The following is a 23,099-nucleotide window of genomic DNA, read 5'->3' as shown; positions in this document are numbered from 1 at the left end:
CTTTGGCGGGGCATGGACCCGATCCGCCTGCACCCCGCCACCGAGGCCGACCACGCGGCCGTCATCGCCCTGACCAACCGCGCCTACCGCCAAGCCGAGGGACAGACCGACTGGAAGGTGGAATCCCTGGTGGGCGGCCAGCGGATCGACGCCTCGCTGCTGGCCGAGGACCTCGCCCAGCCGGGCGCCGTGCTGCTGATCGCCCGCGACGCGACGGGCGACCACGTGGGCCATGTCCGGCTGGACGCCGGCGACGAGGGAGCCTGGTATCTCTCCATGCTCACCGTGAGCCCCGACCGGCAGGACGCGGGCCTGGGCCGGGCCATCCTGGAGGCGGCGGAAACCTATGCGGCGGCGCGCGGGGCCCGGCGGATGCGGATGTCGGTGCTGCATCCGCGGGAAGCGCTGATCGCCTGGTACGGGCGGCGCGGTTACGCGAAGACGGGGGAGACCAAGCCGTTCCCCTATGGCGACCCGCGCTTCGGCGAGCCCACCCGCGAGGGCTTCTATTTCGAGGTCCTGGAGAAACCCCTTCAGGCCAGCCGGTAGACCCCCTCGGGGCCTTCGCCCACGACCTTCCCGTGGCGCTCCAGGTGGATCATCGCCGCGAGCATCGAGCGCGAGGCGGCGGGCCAGAGCCTCTGGTCCACGTCGGCGTAGAGCCGGGGGACGAGGTCGGCGATGCGGCCCGGCCCGGCCTTCAGCGCTGTCAGGATCTGGTCGATCCGCTCCTGGCGGTGGGCGCGGTAGGCGTCGATGAAAGGCCCGACCTCGCGGATCGGCGGCCCGTGGGTGGGCCACAGGGTCGAGAATCCCCGCGCCTGGATGACGTCGAGGCTCCTGAGGTAGGCGGTCATGTCTCCGTCCGGCGGCGTGATGACCGTCGTGGACCAGCCCATGATGTGGTCGCCGGAGAAGAGGCAGTTCTCCTCGGCGAGCGCGTAGCAGATGTGGTTGGAGGTGTGGCCGGGCGTGGGGATCGCCTCCACCGTCCAGCCGGGGCCCTCGACCCTGCCGCCGCCGCAGACGCTGACGTCGGGCCGGAAGTCGGCGTCGTGGCCGGCCTCCATCTTCGGGCCGTCGTCCTCCCCATCGTCCTCGACGTCGGGCGAGGCGACCGCGCAGCCGACGACCACCGCGCCGGTCCGCGCCTTCAGCGCGCCGGCCAGCGGCGAGTGGTCGGAGTGGTGGTGGGTGACCAGGATGTGGCTCACCCGCTCCCCGGGGATCGCCGCCAGGATCGCCTCCAGGTGGGCCGGGTCGTCGGGGCCGGGGTCGATCACCGCCACCTCGCCGCGGCCGACGATATAGGTGCCGGTGCCGGTGAAGGTGAACGGGCCCGGATTGTTGGCGATCACCCGCCGGATCAGCGGCGAGACCTGGTCGCAGCGGCCGTATTCGAAGGCGATGTCCCGGACGTAGGGGATCATCCGCCCAGCACGCCCGAAAGGTCGTAGCCGGCGTCGCGGCCCAGCTTCACCAGCTCGTCGCGGCCGCGCGCGCCCGAGGCGGCCTGACCCAGCGACCAGATAACGATCGAACGGGTGCCCGAGCGGCAGAAGGCCAGCACCGGCTTGGCGGCGTCATCCACGATCCGGGCGACGGTCTCCACCTGCTGGGGCGTCGGGCCGCCGACCACGGGCACGTGGAAATAGGCCAGGCCAGCAGCCTGGGCGGCGGCCTCGAACTCCCGGCTCGGCGGCTGGTCCGGCGCCTCGCCGTCGGGCCGGTTGTTGATGATCGTGCGGAAGCCCTGACGAGCCGCTTCCGCGACGTCCTCGACGGCGATCTGCGGGCTGACGGACAGGTCCTCGGTGACGCGGCGGAAATCGGTCATGACGCTCTTCGGTCTAAGGGTTGGCCCTTCGTTGACATCATCGGGGGCGGGTGGAAGTTTCGCAACGCTCGCCGGCGTCGGGCGCCGACTTTGACGAGCTTCAATTCCAAGGGCGACGGTTCGCGCCACGCCATCTCTTTGATTCACAGCCGATGGCGACTTCCTTGCAGACCTCCTCCGAGCAATTCCTGGCGGACGCCGCCGCGGCCCTGCGGCGGGGCGACACCGCAGCCGCGCTCGCCGCCATCGGCCAGGCCGAGCAGGCGAGCCCGCACGACCCGAACGTCAAGATGCAGCGGGCGCTGGCGCACCGGATGGCCGGCGCCTTCCCCGCCGCAATCGCCGCCCTGGACGAGGCCCTGGCGCTCGACCCCTACAACTTCCTGGCCCTGCTCTCGAAGGGCGCGCTGGTCGAGAAGACCGAGGGCGAGCGCATCGCCGCCCGGGTCTATCAGAACGCGCTCAGGCTCGCGCCCGACGACGCCCAGCTTCCGCCCCCGCTCCGGGCGCCGGTGGCCCGCGCCCGCGAGGTGGTCGCCCGCACCCAGGAGGCCCTTGAGGCCTATCTGCGCCAGGCCGTGGCGTCGGTCGGCCCGGCCGGCTCCGAGCTGGCGACGGCGCGGTTCGACGAGGCGGTGGGGATCTACGCGGGCCGCAAGCGGGTCTACAACCACGAGCCGCTGCTGCTGCACTATCCCAGGCTTCCCGCGGTTCCCTTCTATCCGCGCGAGCTGTTCCCCTGGCTGCCGGAGCTGGAAGCCGCGACGCCGGTCATCCAGGAAGAACTCCAGGGCGTGCTGGCGGGCCGGATGGGCGATTTCGCGCCTTACATCGCGTTTCCTCCCGACGTGCCGGCCAACCAGTTCGAGGAGCTGAACCACTCTCCGCGCTGGAGCTCGCTCTTCCTCTGGAAGGACGGTGAGCGCCAGGACGCGGTGTGTGAGAGCTGCCCGAGGACGGCGGCGCTGCTGGAGGGCCTGCCGATGGCGCACCAACCGGAGTTCGCGCCGACGGCCATGTTCTCGGCCCTGGACGCCCATACCCGCATCCCGCCGCACACCGGATCCACCAACACGCGGCTGCTGACCCACCTGCCGCTGATCCTGCCGGGGCCCGCCCGCTTCCGTGTCGGAAACGAGACGCGTCCGTGGCGGATGGGTGAAGCCTGGGTATTCGACGACACCATCGAGCACGAAGCCTGGAACGACGCCGACGAATTGCGGGTGATCCTGATCTTCGACGTCTGGAATCCGTTCCTCGAACCGGGCGAGCGCGAACTCGTCAAGGAACTTATGCTGGCCCGCAACCGGTTCTACGCCGGCTGAAATGCCTCGCCGGATCAGCCGATCCGGCGGACCCGGAACGCCCGGCGGCCTTCGACCGAGGCCAGGAAGCTGCCGAGCGTCGCCTTGCGGATGACGACCTTCTGGCCGGGCTTCGGGTTCAGCGACAGCTCCTGGACGTCGATCTGGGCCCACGAGGCGCCGTCCTCGAGCTGCAGGACCCATTTGCCGGAGCCGTCCATGTGGGCCCGGGCGATCACGCCCTCGATCCGGTCGATCTCCTCGGGCTTGTCGCCGCGTTCGAACACGGAGAGCGAAGGCAGGCTGAAGCCGAAGGCCTGGCGGCGGACGGTGCGGGCCTGCTCGCGGTCCACGACCACGATATCGCCCTTGGCCTCGGCCTGCTCCAGATCGGCGGCGGCGGCGTCGTAGCAGGCGAGCCTGGCCGAATCCTCGGCGACCTTGCGGCAGTCGGCCAGCTTCTGGACCAGCGCCGCGCGCCCCTCGGGCTTCGGTTGGGCCGTCCCGGCGGAGGGGAGGGCTGCGGTCAGAATCACGACGCCGGCGAGGGTCGGCCGGGCAAAACGCAGGGTCATGGTTACGGTCTCTCGGGTTTCCCGCCGCATTGAAGCGGCGGTCGCGGCCCGGCGCAATCGCCCAGGTTTAGGAGGCGCGTGCCGACCAGCGTTCGGCGAATGCGACCGATTTCGTCCGCCGCAAGGCCAAGCCAAGCACGATTTGTCCACGCATGCGCCTCCCAGGCAAAATCTGTGACCAGAATGCGACAGGTCGGCGCCAGCAGCATAACCGGGCGTGGTTGATCGTTGACCCGGCGTCCCTGGAAACCGTAACTCCGCCGTAACCGGAAGCAGACCCGCTTTCGGGACCGATCTCTTTTGTGGGGAGCGGACGCCCCTCGGGTGAGCCGCTGGAGGATCCAGACCGTGAAATTCCATTCCATGCGGGAGCGCCTTCTGGCGTCTTCCATGATCTGCGGCGCCGCCCTTCTGGGCCTGACCGCCACCCAGGCCTCGGCTCAGGAAGTTTCTGAAGTCGTGGTGACCGGCTCGCGCATCCCGCAGCCGAACCTGACCAGCGCCAGCCCGGTGACCGTGGTCGGCGCCCAGGACGTCCTGACGCGGGGCATCACCCGCTCGGAAGACCTGGTGAACCAGCTCCCGCAAGTGTTCGCCGCCCAGGGCTCCAGCTACGCCAACGGCGCGACCGGCACCGCCACCGTGGACCTCCGCGGTCTCGGCGCGAACCGCACCCTGGTCCTGATCGACGGCCGCCGCCTGCAGCCGGGCACGCCCGCCGCCGGCGCGACCAACACCGCCCCTGACCTGAACTTCATCCCCTCGGCCCTGATCGAGCGCGTGGAAGTCGTCACCGGCGGCGCCTCGGCCGTGTACGGCGCCGACGCCGTGGCCGGCGTGGTGAACTTCATCATGCAGAAGAACTTCGAGGGCGTGCGCCTCGACGCGCAGTACTCGGGCTACCAGCACACCAACAACAACGACCGCATCCAGGACCTGGTGACCCGTCGCGCCTCGACGGCCCTCGATCCGTCGCGCTTCGCCCTGCCCCAGAAGGATGTCTGGGACGGCGGCACGACCGACCTGAACCTGGTGGTCGGCGTCAACTCGCCGGACGGCAAGGGCAACGTCACCGCCTATGTCGGCTACCGCAACGTCCAGGCGATCCTCCAGAAGGACCGTGACTTCAGCGCCTGTACGCTGGCGAACTCGGCGACCGATCCGTCGGGCTTCATCTGCTCGGGCTCGGGCACGACCGCGCCCGCGCGCTTCATCAGCGGCGGCGGCGCCGGCGATGACGACGTGACCCTGGATCCGGCTGCCGCCGGCGGCCGCGGTTTCCGCAACTACGTCGGTTCGCGCGACGCCTTCAACTTCGCGCCGTTCAACTACTATCAGCGTCCGGACACCCGCTACACGCTGGGCGCCTTCGCCAACTACGAGTTCAGCGAAAAGGCCGAACTCTACACCCAGCTGATGTTCATGGACGACCACACGGCCGCCCAGATCGCGCCGTCGGGCCTGTTCGGTCAGAACTTCAACATCAACTGCGATGGCAACCCGTTCCTGACGGCGGCCATGGCGACGACCTTCTGCGCCCCGACCATCGACCAGCTGCCTGACGACCCGGCCAATCCGGCCTCGATCGGCCTGAACACCGACGCCGACCCCGTGACCCCCGGCCAGCAGGCCTCGGTCACCATCCTGCGTCGTAACGTGGAAGGCGGCGGCCGGGTCTCCGACCTGCGTCACACCGACTACCGCGGCGTGATCGGCATGCGCGGCCAGCTGGACAACGGCTTCCAGTATGACGTGTTCGCCCAGTACGGCGTCGTCGAGTACCAGAACATCTACTTCAACGACTTCTCGTACGCCCGTTCGGCCAAGGCCCTGGACGTGGTGATCGACCCGACGACCGGCCAACCGGCCTGCCGCTCGGCGGTCCCCTCGATGGCCGGCACGAACGTGGACGCCGCCTGCCGTCCGTACGACATCTTCTCGATGGCCGGCCCGTCGCAGGCCTCGATCGAGTACCTGCAGACCCCGGGCTTCCAGAACGGCCAGTATGACCAGACGGTGGTGTCGGGCTCGCTGACCGGCGACCTCGGCCAGTACGGCGTCAAGGCCCCCTGGGCCAACGACGGCGTCGGCTTCGCCGTCGGCACCGAGTACCGCCGCGAGCACCTGGACCTGAACACGGACATCGCCTTCCAGACCGGCGACCTGAACGGCCAGGGCGGCGCCACGCTGCCGTCGGAAGGTTCGTACGACGTGTACGAGCTGTTCGGCGAAGCCCGCATCCCGCTCGTCCAGGACAAGCCGTTCTTCCGCGACCTGTCGATGGAAGTCGGCTACCGCTGGTCGGACTACTCGCTCGGCTTCTCGACCGACACCTACAAGCTCGCGGGTGACTGGTCGCCGACCGAGGACTTCCGCGTCCGCGCCAGCTACAACCGCGCCGTCCGCGCCCCGAACATCGTGGAACTGTTCTCCACGCTGAACGTGGTGCTGAACGGCTCGATCGACCCCTGCGCCGGCACGTCGCCCGACTACACGCTCGAGCAGTGCATCCGCACCGGCGTCACGGCGGCCCAGTACGGCTCGATCGTCCCGAACTCGGCCGAACAGTACAACGGCCAGACGGGCGGCAACCCGAACCTCGATCCGGAAACCTCGGACACCTATTCGGTGGGCCTGGTGCTGACGCCGACGTTCTTCCCGGGCTTCTCGGCCTCGGTGGACTGGTTCAACATCAAGCTGAAGGATCGGATCGGCCAGATCGGCCAGGACGTGACGCTGGAGCGCTGCGCCACCACCGGCGACCAGTTCTTCTGCGGCCTCATCAACCGCGCGCCGGGCACCGGTTCGCTGTGGCTGTCGCAGACCGGCTACATCGTCGACACCACCTTCAACACGGGTGGTCTGGAAGTCGAAGGCGTGGACGTGGAAGCCAACTACCGCTTCGACTTCGGCGACTTCGGCATGACCTCGGGCCTCGACAAGTTCGGCGGCATGTCGTTCAACTTCCAAGGCAGCTGGCTGAACCACTACAAGGTCACCACCCTGCCGGGCGATGAGCCCTTCGACTGCGCCGGCTACTACGGCGGCGTCTGCACCGGTTCGGCGGTCCCCGCGTCCGCCCCGATGCCGGAGTGGCGCCACAAGCTGCGCGCGACCTGGCGCTCGCCGTGGGACTTCGACGTGTCGACCACCTGGCGCTACGTCTCCAGCGTGAAGTCGGACCGTCTGATCGACGGCGGCACGTATCGCGGCCGCGACGCGAAGCTGACCGACAAGAACTACTTCGACGTGGCCGCCAACTGGTCGGTTCGTGAGAACATGTCGCTGCGCGTCGGCGTCAACAACGTGTTCGACAACGAGCCGCCGCTGGTCAGCCAGTCGAACTGCCCGACCGGGCCGTGCAACGGGAACACCTATCCCCAGACGTATGACGCCATCGGCCGGTACCTGTTCGTCGGCCTGCGCGCCGACTTCTAAGTCGGCCGGCAAGGCAGGAGTTGAGGGCGGCGACTTCGGTCGCCGCCTTTTTCTTTTGGCGCGGGCGGATCGGCCGTGGCGCGAGCGCCCCGGAGCAACCCGGAGCGTCCCCGAGCGTCCTGGGCCGGCGCGTCAGCTCAGCGGACGACGGGAACCGCGTCGAAGGCGACGGTCATCCGCTCTGCCGCGGAGGGGTAGGGCACGGTGCCGTGCCACATGTAGGACGGGAACAGCACCAGCCGCCCAGGCCGGGGCTGGACGTGCCGCTCGGCCGGCATGGGTTCGGCCGTGGCCACGCCTGGCTCCCCGAACTTGATCCAGCCGGGACGGCGCGCCTCGTCCCGCACGTCGTCGGGAACCGAGACGTAGAACGCCGACGAGATCCAGCCGCGGGGGTGGATGTGGTCGGCGTGGTGACCGGAGGCGCCCAGGAGCCGGATGGACCAGGCGCCGCTCATCTCGGCCGCGCCGGTGTTGCGGCTCTGGAAGAAGCCCTCGCCCCGCACTTCGCCGACCCGCCGGGCCACCGCATCCCGCAGCAGGCCGAGCAGGCGCTCGATGGCGGGTTCGTGCGCGCCGTCCAGGCGGAGCGTCGCCTGGCTGCCCTGCCGCACCGACTGGCCGAAGGGGTGGGTGGTGTAGCGGTGGAGCCTACGCAGCGCCGCGCGCAACTCCTCCAGGAAGGCTGCGCCCTCGGACGTGTCGGGATCGACGACGTCGTAGGCGGCGACCAGGCGGTCGTAGTCGTAGAGTTCGCCGTAGCGCGGGTCGCCGATCATCCGCCAGGCGGTGGCCAGGAGGGCGACGGCGTACTGGTCGTTCGGCAGCCGCCGCACGGCGTCCTCGGCCGCCGCCGCCGCCGCGGGGCCGTCGCCGGCCGCCAGCAGGGCCTGGGCCTGGATGGCCCTGGCGACCGGGTCTTCGGGCGGCGCCTGGGCGGCCCACCGGACGGCTGTTCCCGCGTCGCCCAGCTTGCAGGACAGTTCGACGACCAGGCTCAGCAGCCGGCGGTCGTTCGGGGCCCGGGTGAGCGCCCGCTCGGCCGTGGCGCGCGCGGCCTCCTTCTGGCCGGTGAACTCCTGGGCCATGGCCAGCGCATAGGCGAGGCCGGCGTGGTTCGGGTTGGCCGCGACGGCCCGCTGCAGCGGCCCCAGCGATCGCTCGGCGTCGCCGGTCCGCATCCACATGAGTTGGGAAAGCTCGTTATTGGCTTCCTCGTAGTCGGGCCGCAGCCGGAGCGCCTCGGCGAACGCGGCCTCGGCCTCGTCGAACCGGTGCTCGGCCTGTAGGGCGCGGGCCAGCACGAGGCGCGTCTCCGGGGCCTGGAGCCCGATGGATATCGCCCGCTGCGCGGCGCTGATCGCTTCCTCGCCGTGCCCCAGGTCGCCTAGCGTGGCCGCCAGATTGTGCCAGGTAGCCCCGCTCGACGGATAGCGCTCTGCGGCGGCGCGGTTGACCTCCAGCGCCTCACGGGTCCGGCCGGCGGCCTTGAGGGCCGCGGCGTGGGCGGCGTAGGCGCCGACGCTGGGGGCGGGGCCAGCCATGAGGGCGGTCGTCAGGCGCAGCGCGCCTTCCACGTCGCCACGCGCGATCAGGTCGTAGGCCTGCCGGGGATCAGCCGTGACCATGGCGTTCCGGTCCTAGCGGATCGGCATGGGCGCGAGCACCGCCGCCCCGTGGCCCTCGCGCAGACTGGCCTCGGCCGCGCGGTCGATCAGGGCTTCGGCGCGCGGATCGCCCAGCACCCAGGCGGCCGCCGCCAGCGTCCGGGCCGAGGCCGCCGAGACGCCCATGGCGCGCTCCAGGGCCTCGATCGGGCTCTCGACCGGCGTCATGCGCCGCAGCGCCACGTCGCCCTTCAGGCCGGCCAGGGACTTGGCCTTGGCCACGGCCTCGTAGAAGCCGCCCACCTCGTCCACCAGGCCGATCTGCTTGGCCTGGGCGCCGGTCCAGACGCGGCCCTTGGCGATCTCCCGCACCCGCTCGACGGGCAGCTTCCGCCCCCGGGCCACCCGGGCGATGAAGTTGTCGTAGATGCGGTCCATCCAGCCGGCGAAGGCGGCCCGCTGGTCGGCCGTGAACGGCCGACCCAGGCTGAAGGCGCCGGCGTAGTCGCCGCCGACGCTCGTCTCGCGCAGGTCGACCCCGAAGCGCGCGAGGGCTTCGCCCACGGCGAACTTACCGCCGAAGACCCCGATGGAGCCGGTGAGCGTCGTCGGCTGGGCCACGATGGCCGAGGCCTCCGAGGAGATCCAGTAGCCCCCAGACGCGGCGTAGGTGCTCATCGACACCACCACCGGCTTGCCCTTGGCCTTGGCGGCGCGGATGGCGTCCAGGATCTGCTCCGACGCGGTGTCGGAACCGCCCGGCGAGTTCAGCCGCAGGACGATGGCCTTGACCGCGTTCGACCGCGTCGCCCGCTGGATCGCGTCGGCGATGTCGTCGGAATAGATGGCGGCGTTGCTCGTGAAGGGGCTCGCGCCCTCATCCCGGCCGGTCAGGATCGGGCCCTCGGCCTCGATGACGGCGATGGCCGGCTGGCCCCGGCGCGCGCGGTCGTGGCGGCCGCGGGCGTAGTCGTGGAAATCGACCAGCTCGGAATCCTCGCCAGCCCGGTCGAGCAGGGTCTGGACCGCCTCGCGCACCTGGCCGGTGCGGTCGACCAGCTTCAGGCGGACGGCGTCCTCGGCGAGGTAGGGGCCGGCCTCCAGCGTCCGGCGCAGCGCCGCCGGGGCCATGCGCCGGTCGGCGGCGGCGGCGGCCAGGTTGGCGTCATAAACCGAGGTCATCCACGACAGCGTCGCCTGGCGGTGGGCCGGCGTGTAGTCGCTGTAGAGGAAGGTGTTGACCGCGTTCTTGTATTCGCGCCGCTGCTCGTACTGCGGGGTCACGCCGTACTTGTCGAAGAACCGCTTCAGGAAGATGTCCTCCGAAGTCAGGCCCGTGGCCTGCAGCGAGGCGCCCGGCTGCATCCAGAAGTCGCCCGAGGCCGCGCCCACCATGTAGGTCGAGGTCGTGACGCCGGCCGGATAGAGGCCCTGGCTGTGGGCGATCACCGGCTTGCCCGCCGCGCGGAAGCGCTTCACCGCCTGGCGGATCTCGTCGGCCATGCCGGGCTCGATGCCGCTCTCGGGCAGGCGGATCAGCAGCCCCTTCACATGCCCGTCCGTCTCGGCTCGGTGCAGGGTCTCTACGATGGTCATGACCGCGACGCTGTTGCGCCCGAACCCGGCCAGCGGGCTCTGCGGCGCCTGGTCGGTGAGCTGGTCGCGCAGGTCGAGCTCCAGCACGCTCTTCGCGGGAACGGGCGTGGGGCCCGCGGCGCCGACGGCCAGCATGACCAGCACGAAGGGCACGCCGATCAGGAAGATGGTGAGGCCGGCGAACACCCCCGCCGCGGTGATCAGGAACTGCTTCATACCGCTACCGATCCCAGGAAAGCCTGAACGGGCTGTCGCACACATTCGCCCGCCCGGAAAGCGGGTCCGGCAAGGTCCGGATATCCCGGAGCATTCTCTTGAAGACTGGGGAGGTCTGGTCCCTCCCGGAGGAAATGGTCGGAGTGGCAGGATTTGAACCTGCGACCCCCGCGTCCCGAACGCGGTGCTCTACCAGACTGAGCCACACTCCGATCTCGAGGAGGGCGCCTTATAGAGGAGCGTTTTCGCCGCCGCAAGCAGCGGAAAAGTCGCTTCGTGGGGCGTTGCATCGGAAGGGCCGCTGCGCTATCTCACCGCCTCCGCGAGGGCAGGGCCCTCCGCGCCGTTCCTGCTGGGGAATGGTGTAATGGTAACACAGCGGTTTTTGGTACCGTTATTCTAGGTTCGAGTCCTAGTTCCCCAGCCACGGACATCCTGCGTAAGGGCAGGAGACCGGTCGAATAGGCCTTCCCCCAACGCCGGCTTCTTCCGCCTCACGAAGGCGGCCGAAGCCTTCCGCCCCGCTTCGAGGTCCGGGCGGCCGCCCACCCAAGACTTCGTTCGTCTCGCCGGACCTAGCGCCCGTCGCAGGGTGATGGAGCGCGAGGGCGCCTGGCCCTAGCGAAGTCTGCGGGCCGTCGACGCTGGGCGCAGTGGGACGCCCCTCATCCGCAACCCGCAGCCAGCCCCGGAGGTCCCGTCCGCCGGGGTCCGAGGTCTCGCCATGTCCATCCAACAGGTCAACGTCGACTGGACCGGTCAGTCGTCCTCGCAGGGGATCAGCGTGGCGGCCACGTCCCGCGACGGCCGCTACGTGGTCTACAGCTCCTGGGCCGGCAACCTAGTGGAGGGCGACCACAACCAGCTCATCGACGTCTTCGTCTTCGACCGCGTCACGTCGACCACCAGGAAGATCAGCAGCAGCGAGGTGAACAACTCGCGCTTCGACGGGGCGATCTCATCGGACGGCCGCTACGTCGCCTTCTACGAGGACCGCTACGACAGCCCGTCGGACCGACTCCTCGTGGTGGACCAGATCACCGGCGAGACGGTCTACACGTCCGACTCCTCGCCCTACGTCTTCAAGGTCGACCGGATCACGGCCGTGGAATGGGTCGGGCCGACGTATGACTCCATCGTCTGGGAGGGCAGCGCCACCGAGGACGGCGTCTTCCGCTATGGGCAGGGCCTGCACGTCGGCGTGCGGCAGGCCGATCCCAACCCCGGCCCCGTGGTGTTCGACCTCGACACCGCCGGCAAGAACGTGGGAGCGGCGCGCGACCCGCAGTACCACGGCGACGGGCTTTGGAGCTGGTTCCCGGTCCCCTCCGAGAATTCCGACACCGGCGTGGGCCATGCCTGGCTGAAGGACACCCGCTACAGCTTCGACAATTCGTCCGGGGCCCTGGTCACCAGGTGGCCGGCCGATTCCGCGAACATCCGCATCGGCAAGATCACGGTGTCGGACGACGGCCGCTTCATCGCCTTCACCTCCAACTACGACTTCCAGGCCCAGGCCTTCGTGGACGGCTGGGGGCTGTTCATCTGGGACTCCTCGCGCGCCTCCATCGTCGAGCGGCCGACGCTGCCCGGGGAGCTTCCCGTCGCGGTGGTCGAGAACATCGTCATCGAGGTGGTGACGATCGCCGACGGCGCCGTCGAGGACCCGTTCTACAATCTCCATCTGTCGGGCAACGGGCATCGGCTGCTGGTCAGCACCAGCTTTGGCGAGGACAACGACCAGCATAACCTCTTCCTCGTCGACAACCCGCTCTGGGACGGGACCGGCGGCAGCGAGGACAGCATTCCGCCGCCTTCCGACTGGCTGGAGGGCTCCACCGGAGCCGACGTCCTGTTCGGCGGCGGGCCCGGCGAGCATATCGACGGTCTGGGCGGCGACGATCTGCTGAGCGGCGGCGGCGGCGCCGACACGATCACCGGCGGCGAGGGGCTGGACCATATCCAGGGCGACGGCGGCGCGGACACCCTCGACGGCGAGGAGGGGGCCGACGTCATCTTCGGCGACCACGGCGCGCCCCAGGCGGCGGGCGACGAGGGCCGCGACGTGCTCGAGGGGGGGCGAAGGCGATGACACCCTGCACGGCGGGGCCGGGGACGACTGGGTCGTGGGCGGTCAGGATCAGGATCTGCTGTTCGGGGACGACGGCGCCGACATCGTCCTCGGCAATCTCGGGGACGACAGCCTGGATGGCGGCGCCGGCGCGGACCAGTTGCGGGGCGGGCAGGGCGACGATTCGATCTTCGGCGGGGCCGGTGACGACTTCATCGCCGGGGACCGGGGCGCCGACACGCTCACGGGCGGCGCGGGCGGCGACATATTCCACACCTTCGCCGACGCCGGCCGGGATGTCGTGAGCGACTTCAACGCCGCCGAGGGCGACCGGGTGCAACTGCTCCCCGGCGCCGGCTACACCGTGCGGCAGGTCGGCGGCGACGTGGAGATCGCTCTCGACGGCGGGGCCGAACTGATCCTTCAGGGCGTGCGCCTGGACGCCCTGCCGCCGGGATGGATCATCTGACCGGCGCTCCGCCCCCGCGGACGCCGACGCCTTTCCCGTCAGGCGCGTGATTTTCCGCAATCTCGCGTTTTCGGAACGTTGTTTGCTCCTGGGCGGGCATTTGCCCCGTCAGCGCGCACGTAATCGCGGCTTAACGCCTCGCGAGCGAAAGAATTGTGTGGGCGGCCTTGCCGCGCTACGCAGCGCCGAGGATTGCAGGCGCGATCCGTCAGGCTGGGGTGTTTGGATATGTTGCGTTCAAGAATGGCGGCCGCCATGGCGGTCGTGGCGGCGCTGGCTGTGACGCCGGGGGCGGTCGCGAAGCCGGAGGCCGGAGTGACGGTGATCGACGGGGCCACGGCCTTCGACCGCACGGGCTCCATGCCGCGGGTCGCCACCGCCTACGCGACCGCCGACGGCGCCAGGGTCGCCGACTAACCCCAGTCTCCCGAATACCGGGCGCCGCGCGTGGCGATGACCGCCCGAATCAGCACTCCGGGCGGCGACCGCGCCGTCCGTCCCGCCGCCGCCAGGCTGTGGCTCGAAATGGACAATGTGGGCTTCCACTGACCGGCCCCGCAAAGAGAGCCGGTCCGAACGACAATAAGAGAAGGGGATAAGACAGATGCGAATGACTTCACTGCGCAGCCTGATGCTGGGCGCCACCGCGCTCAGCGCCGTGGGCCTCGCCGGCCAGGCGGCCGCCCAGGACGCCACGGTCGAGGAGATCGTGGTCGTCGGCACCCAGATCGAGGGCTCGAAGGTCACCGCGGCCCTGCCCGTGACCGTGGTGGGCGAGGAGCAACTCGCCGCCCTGGCCGCCACCTCGGGCGACGACCTGTTCCGCTCGATCCCCCAGATGGGCGATGTCAGCTTCAACTCGTCCTACCTGCCGAACTCGTCGAACTCGGCGCGTGGGGACGTGGGCTCGGTGAACCTGCGCAATCTCGGCGTCGGCAATACGCTCGTGCTGCTGAACGGCCGCCGGGTGGTGGCCCACCCGACCAGCCGCGCCGACGAGAACCTGGTCCCGGTGCTGACCTACAACACCAACGCCATCCCGGTGTCGGGCCTGAAGCGCCTGGAAGTGCTGCGTGACGGCGCGGCCGCCCTCTACGGCTCGGACGCCGTGGCAGGCGTGGTCAACACCGTGCTGCAGGACCGCTACGAAGGCCTGCAGGTCGAGGCCCAGTACGGCGCCGCCGAAGGCACCCACCTGACCGAGACCGAGTTCAACGTCCTGGCGGGCAAGAACTGGGACCGCGGCAACCTGACCGTCTTCCTGACCTATGCCGACAAGTCCGCGCTGCGCGCCTGGGACCAGGACTACACCTCCTCGTCCGACCGCCGGCCGCTGTTCGTCGGCACCGACTTCGAGGGCCTGGTTGGCCTGGACGGGCGCTCGACGACCATGCCGTGGGCCTCGCTGCAGACGCTGGGCAACGTCGCGGTCCGCCGCAACGGCGCGCTCATCACCTCGTCGGCCGGCGCCTTCCACACCCAGCCCACCGGCTGGCCGGGCTGCCTCGTGCCCCAGGGCGGCTACTGCATCGACGACGCCGCTCCGGCGACCAGCGGCGAGGACCGCAACCTCCGCTACAACGCGGCCACCTTCAACACCTCGGTGATGCCCGAGACCCAGCGCTTCAACGGCTTCCTGACCGGCAACTGGGAGCTGTCCGAGGACGTCCAGGTCTTCGGCGAGGCCGGCTACTACAACGCCGTCAGCCGCAGCGTTCAGGGGCCGACCGCGACCCTGACCTCGCTGCCGATCACCATCCCGGCGTCGAACTACTACAACCCCTTCGGGCCGACGGTCTTCGCCAACGGCCAGACGAACCCCAACCGCCTGTCGGGCATCACCGCCCCGGCCGCCGGCCTGCCGGTCGTGCTGCGCGGCTACTCGTTCGTGGACGTGGGCCCGAACGTGGTCGACGTGAACCTGACCCAGACCCGCTTCCTGACGGGCCTGCGGGGCGACAAGTTCGGCTTCAAGTGGGAGGGCGCGCTGCTCTACTCGCACGCCAAGGCCGTGGACACCTCGGACGGCATCAGCGCCACCCTGCTGCAGCGCCAGCTCGCCCTCTCGACGCCGGACGCCTACAACCCCTTCAACGGCGGCGATCCGACGAACCCGAGCATCGGCGATGCGACGCCCTCGTCGCAGGCGGCCATCGACGCCATCAGGATCAAGACCAAGCGGGTCTCCACCAGCTCCCTGACGCTGGCCGACTTCAAGGTTTCCAAGGCCGACCTCTTCGCCCTGCCGGGCGGCGACATCGGTGTGGCGGCCGGCGTCGAATGGCGCCGCGAGACCCAGCAGGACGACCGCGATCCGCGCGTCGACGGGACCATCACCTTCACGGACTCCGTCACCGGCACGGTCTACGGCAACGACCTGATCGGCTCGTCGCCCTCGCCCGACACCAAGGGCAAGCGCGAGGTCACCTCGGCCTACCTCGAGTTCGCCGTCCCCGTGGTCTCGCCCGAGATGGACATTCCCTTCGTCCATAACCTCGAGTTCCAGCTCGCCGGCCGCTACGAGGACTTCTCGGACGTGGGCGACGTGGCCAAGCCGAAGGTCGCCGGCGCCTGGGACATCTTCGACGGCCTGCGGATCCGCGGCTCGTGGGCCCAGGGCTTCAAGGCCCCGAACCTCGAGCAGATCAACGCCACCCTGGTGACCCGCTCCAACACCCGCACCGACTGGGTGAAGTGCGAGGCCGACCTGCGGGCCGGCCGCATCACCAGCTTCTCGAACTGCTCGCGGTCGCAGGCCACCACGGCCCGCCGGGCCGGCAACGCCGACCTGAAGCCCGAAACCAGCGAGACCTGGGGCATGGGCGTCGTCTTCCAGCCGCAGTTCGTGCCGCCGGAATTCGGCCGCTTCACCTTCACCGTCGACTACTGGAACGTGAAGCAGAAGGGCATCGTCGGCCTGTTCGGCGAGGGCAACGCGCTGATCCTCGACTACCTGGAGCGCGTCCAGGGCCGCACGAACCCGAACGTGGTCCGCGCCGCGCCGACGGCCGACGACATCGCCGCCTTCCAGGGCACGGGTCTCGACCCGGTCGGCTCCGTGCTCTACGTCAACGACCAGTACCAGAACCTGCTGCCTCAGGAGGCCCGCGGCCTCGACATCGGCGTGCTGTGGAACCTGAAGACCGACCGCTTCGGCGACTTCGACGTCAACTTCAACGCCGCCCACCTGATCAAGTTCTACCGCTCGCCCTCGCCCGACATCGCCGCCCTCATGGCGGCGCGCGACGCGGGCCAGATCAACGCCGGCACCACCATCACCGGCGGCGGCGACCTGATCCGTCAGAACGGGCGCCCGGAGTGGAAGTGGTCGGCCTCGCTGACCTGGCGCTACGACCAGTTCACCGTGGGCGCCTTCACCCAGTTCATCGACGACGTGGACGACACGGACCTGCGCGATCCGTCGGGCAATCCGTGGGTCATCGACAGCCAGATGACGGGCAACCTCTACGGCCAGTACGAGTTCGCCGATGACGCCGGCTGGAGCGCCAACACCCGCCTGCGCGTGGGCGTGCGCAACATCACCGACGAGAAGCCGCCGCTGGCGGTGGAAGGCTATCTGGGCGAGCTCTACCAGCCCTACAGCCGCTACTGGTACGTGAGCGTCCGCAAGGCGTTCTGACGTCCCGGACCGCGGACAAAGAAAAACGCCCCCGGCGAGAGCCGGGGGCGTTTCCATTTCCAGGACGTGGCCGGCCTTAGCGGCCCAGGCCCGCGCCGAACAGCTTCGACAGCGTGCCCAGCGCCGCGCCCGACTGGTCGCGCTCGCGGATCGAGCCGCCGAAGGTGTAGCGGACGCCGACGCGGAAGGTGTCGCCGTCGACGCCGTCGGCGTCGAAGTGGTCGTAGCCGGCCAGGACGCTCACCGGGCTGTTCGCGAACTGGTACTCGGCCTCGACGCCGGCGTTCCAGATGTCGTCGTCGCCCAGGCGGCTGTCGACCGTGACGTAGCCCACCGAGCCCTGCAGCTTGATGTTGTCGGTCACGTAGTGGCGCAGCTCGCCGCGCACGGCCCACAGGTCGGCGTCGCCCAGGTCGTCCGAGTTGCCATAGCCGGCCTGGCCGAACAGGGTGGTCTTAGGCGTGAGGTTCGTCTGGCCCTCGACGCCCAGGCCCCAGACCGTGAGGTCGTCCGAGGTGTCGACGCCGGCGAAGCCGCCCACCAGGCCGTTGCCGACCGTGGTGTTCAGGTGGCCGGTGGCGCCGAACACGGTGTCGCCGTGCTCGTAGTCGGTGACCGCGCCGTTGATGGCCGCGCCCAGCGAGCCGGCGTCGAAGCGCACGGCGCCTTCGGCTTGCCAGACGTCGGCGTCGGCGTCGCCCAGGCCCGACACGTCCACTTCCTGACGCGCGTAGTTGGCGCCCACGTGACCGATGGTCTGGGCGTTGGCGGCCACAGCCGACCCAAGGAAGGCCACGGCGGCGGCCGCGGCGAACAGGTTCTTTTTCATTTTAAGTCCCAATCCAAACTAGGGGACGCGGCACCTAGTTAGGCTCGGGAGGGCGCTCAAGGCGCGGGCTGCTGGGGCGCCGGTGTTCGCCGCGCGCTGTGCCATTTAAGCAACAATATTCCCTTCAATCCGTCAAACACGGTGAGGGATTTCCAATTTCAAGGGGGTTACCGAGATTTCATGTTCTCGGAACGCGGATCAGGCGCGGGCCTCGCCCCATTCGTTCCAGCCCAGGATCTTGGGGGTACGCGGAACATACATGCTGTCGTGACGGGCGACCTTGAAGCCCGCCGCCTCGATGGCCGAGGTGATCGGCCGGGTGATGTGGCAGCCGCCGGCGATGCGCTTCCAGACCGGCTCCACCCGCCTCTGCCACTTGGCCACGCCGGGCTCGGGGGCCAGGCCGTGCTCGCAGTACAGGAACCGCCCGCCCGGCTTCAGCACCCGCCGGGCCTCGGCCAGCGCCTGGGCCGGCGTGTGGACCGAGCAGAGGGTGAAGGTGCAGACCACGCAGTCGAAGCTCTTGTCGGGAAAGGGCAGGGCCTCGGCGGTCCCGTCCAGCACCTCGACCTTCAGCTTCGGGTCGTGCGGCGCGGCCTGGGCGGCGGCGCGCAGCTCGGCCGCGGGATCGACCCCGGTGACGCTCTTCACCTTGGCGGGATCGTAGAAGGCGAGGTTCAGGCCCATGCCGATGCCCAGCTCCAGCACCTTGCCGCTGGCCTCGGGCACGACCTTGGCCCGCTGCTTCATCATCGGCGGGGAGGAGCAGGCGCATTGAAGCAGCTTCGGCAGCACGAAACGCTCGTAGAGCGACGCCATGATCCTCCCCCTCGTTCTCTTGTCTCAGGCGAGGCGCACCGTACGGCCGGTTCGCACGGCTTGGTAGATGGCTTCCATGATCTAGCGGGAGCCGTACACCTTCGGGGATGGGCCGAGGGCGACCGGGCCCAGAGTGGTCTGGCCAGCCTGGAAGTGGATGGTGGCCCGCGCCACGTCCCCGGTTCCCTCGCGGGCGGCGGCCACGGCCGCGGCGGCCTCGGCGCGCTCCTGCGGGATGACGCCGGCTTCGCCCATGGCGCCGAGCGCGCGGGGCCCCTGGCGCAGGGTGACGTCCAGCACGCCGGAAAGGCGCCCGTCGGCCGCGACCGTCAGCGTGCCGGAGTTCGAGCCCAGCACCGCCTCGCCGGCGGTGACGCCCGCCTCGCGCAGGGTCATCCGCCCGCCGGCGTCGACCCAATGGCGCACGGCGCCCGGCCAGTCCGAGCCCGTGAAGGCGGAGATCTTCGTCAGGGTGGCGTTCCAGACGATGGACACCGGCCGCTCGCCCGCGATGCGACCGAAGAGGCCCGCGAGCCTGGCCTTGCCGTCCTCGACGCGGACCGACACCAGGGCCTCGTCGAGCTCCTTGGCGCCGCGCAGGTGGAACTCCACGCGCTTGGCCGCCTCCAGGCCGAAGGGCTGGGCGCCCGCGCCGGGCTGGAAGGTCAGGTCCACGCCTTCGAAAGAGAAGCGCGGCGGGACTTCGCGCAGGTGGGTGAGGCTCGCGCGGATCACCTTGCCCTTCACCTGCACGGGACCGCCCATTGGCCGCACGAAGGTCGCGCCCTCGGGCGCGGCGATCACCCAACTGGTGGGCGAGGAAACCCTGGACTGGGCCTCCAGCACCGGCGCCTCCAAGGCCCAGCCGGAAGGCTCGCGCACCCGCGCCTCGGTCAGGGTGACGTTGAAGCGGAAGGGATAGCCGCCGATGCCCCGGTCCTTCCACGTCACCTCGTAACCGGCGCGCTTCAGCATCTCGACGCTCCGGTCCATGCGGGTGCGGACCTCGCCGCGCACCCACAGCCATCCGGCCGTCCAGGCGATGACCACGAGCACGGCCAGGACGAACGGCACATAGAGTCCGAGGCGGCTCCGTTTGCGGGGCGGGGGCAGATCGTGCAGAGACATTCTCTCTTATGGGGCTTGTGCCTGAGGCTTCTACCTGGGGCTTTTGCGGTCGGGATGTCGGAAGAACGGTGGGTCTTCGGCTACGGTTCGCTCATGTGGCGGCCGGGCTTTCCCTTCGAGGAGCGGCGGGCGGCCACCTTACACGGGCGCCGGCGCGCCTTCTGCATATATTCGGTTCATCATCGCGGCACCTACGATCGTCCCGGCCTGGTCCTGGGGCTGGCGCCCGGCGGGGCGACGCGGGGCATGGCCTTCCGGGTCGCCCCGCGCGACTGGGACGGGACCTACGCCTACCTCAAGGAGCGCGAGCAGCCCACCGAGACCTACATCGAGGCGTCCCGCGCCGTGCGGCTGGCGGACGGTCGCCGCGTCGAGGCGCTGGTCTTCCTCTCGGACGTGGGCCATCCGCAGTGGGCCGGCGCGCTCTCGCTGGAGCGTCAGGCCGAACTGATCGCCGGCGCGCGGGGGCTCTCGGGCCGCAATGTCGACTACCTGCGCGACCTCGTGCGGCACCTGCGCGAGGAGGGCGTGCGCGACGCCGCCATGGAACGGCTGCTTGGGCTCGTGGAGGCCCGCGAGCTGGCGGGCGGCTAGAGGGACATCAGCTCCCGGGACTTCGTCTCGATCCGCTCCTCCAGGATGCGCATGAACTCGGCGCGCTTGAGACCTGGCGGAATGGGTTCGAGGTACTCGAAGACGATGGTCCCCGGATGGCGCATGAAGCCGTGGGCCGGCCAATGAACGCCGGCGTTGGTGGCCACCGGATAGACCGGCACGTTAAGCTCCCGATAGAGGGCCGCGATGCCGGGCTTGTAGTCGGGCGGGTCGCCCGGCGCCTTGCGGGTGCCTTCGGGGAAGATCACCACCTGGCGGCCCTTCTTGAACCGTTCGGTTCCCTCGCGGATGACCTGGCGCATGGTCCTGGACTGGCCCTCGCGGTCGATGACGATGGCCCCGGCCTTGGCGGCGTACCAGCCGAACCAGGGGATCCAGGCGAGTTCCTTCTTCATCACGAAGGCCGTGCCCGGCAGCCAGGTGAACTGGGCGAAGACGTCGAGCATGCACTGGTGCTTGGGGGCCACCAGCGCGGCTCCCGTGGGAATGAACTCGCGGCCTCGCACCTCGACCTTGATCCCGCAGATGCGCAGCAGGCCCACCACGCCCCGGCCCCAGAAGTGGAACATGGAGAGCGTCCAGCGGTCGGGCCCCAGCAGGATCGGCGTGCAGGCGACGGCGACCAGCGCCGTCCACAGGTAGAACAGGAGCACGTAGGCCAGGGAGCGGACGACGGTCACGAAGGGCTCTTCTGCTGCGCCGCCTGGAGCGGGGCTTCGCGGGGCCCCAGCCCCAGCACCGCCTCGCGGCCGAGGATCGCGAGATACTTGCAATACTCCACCACCATCAAGCGCGCCGCGCCGGGCGTGCGCCACCACTTGCTCGATTTCAGGGCCGGCGTGGGCACGGCGTAGGACTGCAGCCGCACCCCCGTGCCGTGGAACACGGCCCGGAGCTCCAGCATGGCGCGGGGCATGTGGTAGTCGGTGGTCACGACGATCAGGCTGTCGAAGCGCATGGCCTTGGCCCAATCGGCGGTCTCGCGGGCGTTGCCCACCGTGTCGGCGGCGGTGAAGCCCAGGTCGACGCAGCAGTCGTACAGCCGGCGCACGGCGCGCGAGACGTTGCGGATGTCCTCGCGGCTGGCCTCGCGGTTCACGCCCGAGACGAGGACCCGGCGGCCGTAGCCGTCCTCCAGGAGGCCCACGGCGGCGGCGATCCGCTGGTTCGAATTGGCGCCGGTCAGGGCCACGATTCCCTGGGCCGGAACGGGAAGCCTGGCCGGCGTGGACTGCTGCACCCGGCCGGCGAAGGCGAACAGGCCCGCCAGCCAGATCAGCGTCAGCGCGAGGAAGGCGGTTACGGACTTCACCCTCAGAGGTCCCGGATCAGGGCCGTGGCGGTCAGCCGGGCGGCCAGGGCGGCGACGCCCGCGGCCAGCAGCGGGCAGGGCAGGACGGCCAGCAGGTCGGTCCAGGCGAAGGGCAGGGCGGGCGTGATCCCCTCGCCGCCGCCGACCAGCCGCAGGACCGCGCCCAGCCCGGCCGCGGCGGTCGCCCCGATGGCGCCGGCGAGCGCCGCGATCCCGGCGAAGCGGCCCTGGAACAGCCGGGCGATGAAGCTGTCCTCGGCCCCGGCCAGGTGGAGGACTTCCACGACGTCGCGGCGGGCGGCGAGTCCGGCCCGGGTCGCGAAGGCCACCACGGCCCCGGCCGCCACGGCGATCAGCAGGAAGACGCCGGCGCCGGTCCAGCGCACGACGCCCGCGCCCCGCCGGATGTCCTTGATCCAGACCGAATGGTCGTCGACCACCGCGTCGATCCCCTGGGCCTTCAGCGCGCCCGACAGGGCGGCGGCGGTGGCGGGCTGCTTCCGGTCCAGGGTCACGGCGACCAGGCGCGGGACCGGCAGATCCTCCAGGTCGGCCACGTCGCCCAGCCAGGGGCGAACGAGGTCGTAGGCCTTCTCGCGCTCCAGGGCGCGGGCCTCGGAGACGCCGCGCACCCCGGCCAGGACCTCGGCGGCGCGGGCGGCGGCGGCGTCCGGCGTCTCCCCGCCCCGGGCGCGGACGATCACCGTGGCCTCGCCGGTGAGCTCGCCCGCCCAGCCGCGCGCGGCGCGGTCGGCGGCGATCACGCCCATGGCGGTGAGGCAGGCCAGGAAGCACAGCACCGCCACCACGAAGATCAGCGCCGGGTCGCGGGCGTCCTTCTGGGGCAGGAACGGCGCGGGCCGCCAGCGGGCGGGATCGAAGGCCTCGCTCATGCCGCGTTCCCCCCCTGGACGCCCGTCTGGGGTCCCTGCGGCGGCAGCGGGACGAGCCGGCCGCCCTCCAGGTGCAGCACCGGCTTGTTCGAGCGGGCGACGAGGTCCTGGTCGTGGGTGGCGATGACGATCGTTGTCCCGAGCCGGTTCAGCTCGACGAACAGCCGGAAGATGCGCAGGGCCATCTCGTGGTCGACGTTGCCGGTGGGCTCGTCGGCCAGCAGGATCTCGGGGCGGTTCACCACGGCGCGCGCGATGGCCAGCCGCTGCTTCTCGCCGCCGGCCAGAGTCGGGGGCAGGGCGCTCATCCGCTTGCCCAGGCCCACCCACGCCAGGAGTTCGGCCACGTCGTTGCGGTACTCCGACGGCCGGTGGCCGGCGATGCGCAGCGGCAGGGCGGCGTTGTCGAAGGCCGTGAGGTGGTCCAGCAGCAGCAGGTCCTGGAAGACCACGCCGATGCGCCGCCGGAGCTTGGGCAGTTGGCTGGGCCGCAGGCGGCTGGTGTCCTCGCCGAACAGGCGCACGACGCCCTCGGACGGCTTGGCGGCCAGGTAGATCAGCTTGAGCAGCGAGCTCTTGCCCGCGCCGGACGGGCCGGTGACGAAGTGGAACGAGCCGCGGGGCAGGCCGAACGAGAGGTTCGACAGGACCTCGGGCCCGCGTCCATATCGCATGGACACGGCGTCGAAACGGAGGATTTCATCGGCGGCGTCGGTCACCGGCGCGGCGTTCGGCTTTCTGGACATGGAG

Annotated in this window: 20 protein-coding genes and 2 tRNA genes; 9 read left to right on the top strand and 13 right to left on the bottom strand. The window is 70.3% G+C overall.

Features of this window, described 5'->3' with window-relative positions:
* Positions 1 to 12 precede the first annotated feature (12 nt).
* Positions 13 to 549 (top strand): GNAT family N-acetyltransferase, encoded by a 537-nt coding sequence (locus ACK4TT_RS05220; protein ID WP_409636434.1) that lies wholly within the window; start codon positions 13 to 15, stop codon positions 547 to 549.
* On the opposite strand, the gene ACK4TT_RS05215 is transcribed toward ACK4TT_RS05220, so the two are convergent.
* Together ACK4TT_RS05215 and ACK4TT_RS05210 are read right to left on the bottom strand one after the other, a co-directional pair.
* Entirely contained in the window at positions 534 to 1,430 is an 897-nt protein-coding gene (locus ACK4TT_RS05215) for an MBL fold metallo-hydrolase (protein ID WP_409636431.1), read from the bottom strand. The two genes, ACK4TT_RS05220 and ACK4TT_RS05215, sit on opposite strands and share 16 nt — an antisense overlap.
* Positions 1,427 to 1,837 (bottom strand): TIGR01244 family sulfur transferase, encoded by a 411-nt coding sequence (locus ACK4TT_RS05210; protein ID WP_409636428.1) that lies wholly within the window; start codon positions 1,835 to 1,837, stop codon positions 1,427 to 1,429. Before ACK4TT_RS05210 ends, ACK4TT_RS05215 begins: the two co-directional genes overlap by 4 nt.
* Positions 1,838 to 2,001: 164 nt before the next feature.
* On the opposite strand from ACK4TT_RS05210, the gene ACK4TT_RS05205 reads away from it, so the two are divergent.
* Positions 2,002 to 3,162 (top strand): aspartyl/asparaginyl beta-hydroxylase domain-containing protein, encoded by a 1,161-nt coding sequence (locus ACK4TT_RS05205; protein ID WP_409636423.1) that lies wholly within the window; start codon positions 2,002 to 2,004, stop codon positions 3,160 to 3,162.
* 14 nt (positions 3,163 to 3,176) lie between these two features.
* On the opposite strand, the gene ACK4TT_RS05200 is transcribed toward ACK4TT_RS05205, so the two are convergent.
* Positions 3,177 to 3,716, bottom strand: coding sequence for a hypothetical protein (locus ACK4TT_RS05200; protein WP_409636420.1), 540 nt, complete (start codon positions 3,714 to 3,716; stop codon positions 3,177 to 3,179).
* A 348-nt stretch (positions 3,717 to 4,064) separates the two neighbouring features.
* Here ACK4TT_RS05200 and ACK4TT_RS05195 point away from each other — a divergent pair, with 348 nt between their 5' ends.
* Positions 4,065 to 7,154, top strand: coding sequence for a TonB-dependent receptor plug domain-containing protein (locus ACK4TT_RS05195; protein WP_409636417.1), 3,090 nt, complete (start codon positions 4,065 to 4,067; stop codon positions 7,152 to 7,154).
* A 137-nt stretch (positions 7,155 to 7,291) separates the two neighbouring features.
* On the opposite strand, the gene ACK4TT_RS05190 is transcribed toward ACK4TT_RS05195, so the two are convergent.
* From ACK4TT_RS05190 to ACK4TT_RS05180, 3 genes are all read right to left on the bottom strand, one after another.
* Positions 7,292 to 8,782 (bottom strand): putative 2OG-Fe(II) oxygenase, encoded by a 1,491-nt coding sequence (locus tag ACK4TT_RS05190; protein ID WP_409636414.1) that lies wholly within the window; start codon positions 8,780 to 8,782, stop codon positions 7,292 to 7,294.
* Between the two features lie 12 nt (positions 8,783 to 8,794).
* Positions 8,795 to 10,573 (bottom strand): signal peptide peptidase SppA, encoded by a 1,779-nt coding sequence (gene sppA / locus ACK4TT_RS05185; RefSeq protein WP_409636412.1) that lies wholly within the window; start codon positions 10,571 to 10,573, stop codon positions 8,795 to 8,797.
* 135 nt (positions 10,574 to 10,708) lie between these two features.
* A tRNA-Pro gene (locus ACK4TT_RS05180) sits at positions 10,709 to 10,785 on the bottom strand.
* Positions 10,786 to 10,926: 141 nt separating this feature from the next.
* Here ACK4TT_RS05180 and ACK4TT_RS05175 point away from each other — a divergent pair.
* From ACK4TT_RS05175 to ACK4TT_RS05155, 5 genes are all read left to right on the top strand, one after another.
* Positions 10,927 to 11,000: transfer RNA gene (locus tag ACK4TT_RS05175), tRNA-Gln, on the top strand.
* A gap of 297 nt (positions 11,001 to 11,297) precedes the next feature.
* A complete protein-coding gene (locus ACK4TT_RS05170; protein ID WP_410212576.1) occupies positions 11,298 to 12,665 on the top strand; it encodes a hypothetical protein in 1,368 nt (455 codons plus the stop codon).
* A gap of 34 nt (positions 12,666 to 12,699) precedes the next feature.
* Complete coding sequence (locus tag ACK4TT_RS05165) at positions 12,700 to 13,113, top strand: calcium-binding protein (RefSeq protein ID WP_410212575.1); 414 nt, start codon at positions 12,700 to 12,702, stop codon at positions 13,111 to 13,113.
* A gap of 243 nt (positions 13,114 to 13,356) precedes the next feature.
* On the top strand, positions 13,357 to 13,530 hold the full coding sequence (locus ACK4TT_RS05160) for a hypothetical protein (protein WP_410212574.1): 174 nt from the start codon (positions 13,357 to 13,359) through the stop codon (positions 13,528 to 13,530).
* A gap of 193 nt (positions 13,531 to 13,723) precedes the next feature.
* Positions 13,724 to 16,753, top strand: coding sequence for a TonB-dependent receptor plug domain-containing protein (locus tag ACK4TT_RS05155; protein ID WP_410212573.1), 3,030 nt, complete (start codon positions 13,724 to 13,726; stop codon positions 16,751 to 16,753).
* Positions 16,754 to 16,829: 76 nt separating this feature from the next.
* On the opposite strand, the gene ACK4TT_RS05150 is transcribed toward ACK4TT_RS05155, so the two are convergent.
* The 3 genes from ACK4TT_RS05150 to ACK4TT_RS05140 all read right to left on the bottom strand — a co-directional run bounded on the left by ACK4TT_RS05150 (position 16,830) and on the right by ACK4TT_RS05140 (position 19,529).
* Positions 16,830 to 17,582: a hypothetical protein gene (locus ACK4TT_RS05150; RefSeq protein WP_410212572.1), complete on the bottom strand. Its 753-nt coding sequence runs from the start codon at positions 17,580 to 17,582 to the stop codon at positions 16,830 to 16,832.
* Positions 17,583 to 17,780: 198 nt separating this feature from the next.
* Complete coding sequence (locus tag ACK4TT_RS05145) at positions 17,781 to 18,401, bottom strand: class I SAM-dependent methyltransferase (RefSeq protein WP_409636397.1); 621 nt, start codon at positions 18,399 to 18,401, stop codon at positions 17,781 to 17,783.
* A gap of 81 nt (positions 18,402 to 18,482) precedes the next feature.
* Positions 18,483 to 19,529: a DUF2125 domain-containing protein gene (locus ACK4TT_RS05140; protein ID WP_410212571.1), complete on the bottom strand. Its 1,047-nt coding sequence runs from the start codon at positions 19,527 to 19,529 to the stop codon at positions 18,483 to 18,485.
* A 54-nt stretch (positions 19,530 to 19,583) separates the two neighbouring features.
* Here ACK4TT_RS05140 and ACK4TT_RS05135 point away from each other — a divergent pair, with 54 nt between their 5' ends.
* Positions 19,584 to 20,123, top strand: coding sequence for a gamma-glutamylcyclotransferase (locus ACK4TT_RS05135; RefSeq protein ID WP_409636391.1), 540 nt, complete (start codon positions 19,584 to 19,586; stop codon positions 20,121 to 20,123).
* Here ACK4TT_RS05135 and ACK4TT_RS05130 read toward each other — a convergent pair.
* Genes ACK4TT_RS05130 through ftsE form a run of 4 tightly spaced genes read right to left on the bottom strand, consistent with a single transcriptional unit; the run spans position 20,120 to position 23,095 of the window.
* Positions 20,120 to 20,824: a lysophospholipid acyltransferase family protein gene (locus ACK4TT_RS05130; RefSeq protein WP_409636388.1), complete on the bottom strand. Its 705-nt coding sequence runs from the start codon at positions 20,822 to 20,824 to the stop codon at positions 20,120 to 20,122. The two genes, ACK4TT_RS05135 and ACK4TT_RS05130, sit on opposite strands and share 4 nt — an antisense overlap.
* The gene (locus ACK4TT_RS05125; protein ID WP_409636385.1) at positions 20,821 to 21,456 is read right to left on the bottom strand and encodes a YdcF family protein; all 636 of its coding nucleotides are present in this window, start codon (positions 21,454 to 21,456) and stop codon (positions 20,821 to 20,823) included. The genes ACK4TT_RS05130 and ACK4TT_RS05125 overlap by 4 nt, the downstream gene beginning before the upstream one ends.
* 2 nt (positions 21,457 to 21,458) lie before the next feature.
* Positions 21,459 to 22,349, bottom strand: coding sequence for a cell division protein FtsX (locus ACK4TT_RS05120; protein WP_410212570.1), 891 nt, complete (start codon positions 22,347 to 22,349; stop codon positions 21,459 to 21,461).
* A complete protein-coding gene (gene ftsE / locus ACK4TT_RS05115) occupies positions 22,346 to 23,095 on the bottom strand; it encodes a cell division ATP-binding protein FtsE (RefSeq protein WP_410212569.1) in 750 nt (249 codons plus the stop codon). Before ftsE ends, ACK4TT_RS05120 begins: the two co-directional genes overlap by 4 nt.
* Between the last annotated feature and the right edge of the window lie 4 nt (positions 23,096 to 23,099).

This window comes from Phenylobacterium sp. (assembly GCF_046463815.1).
In the GTDB taxonomy this organism is placed as follows: domain Bacteria; phylum Pseudomonadota; class Alphaproteobacteria; order Caulobacterales; family Caulobacteraceae; genus Phenylobacterium.
This window is presented reverse-complemented; position numbering and strand designations above follow the sequence as displayed.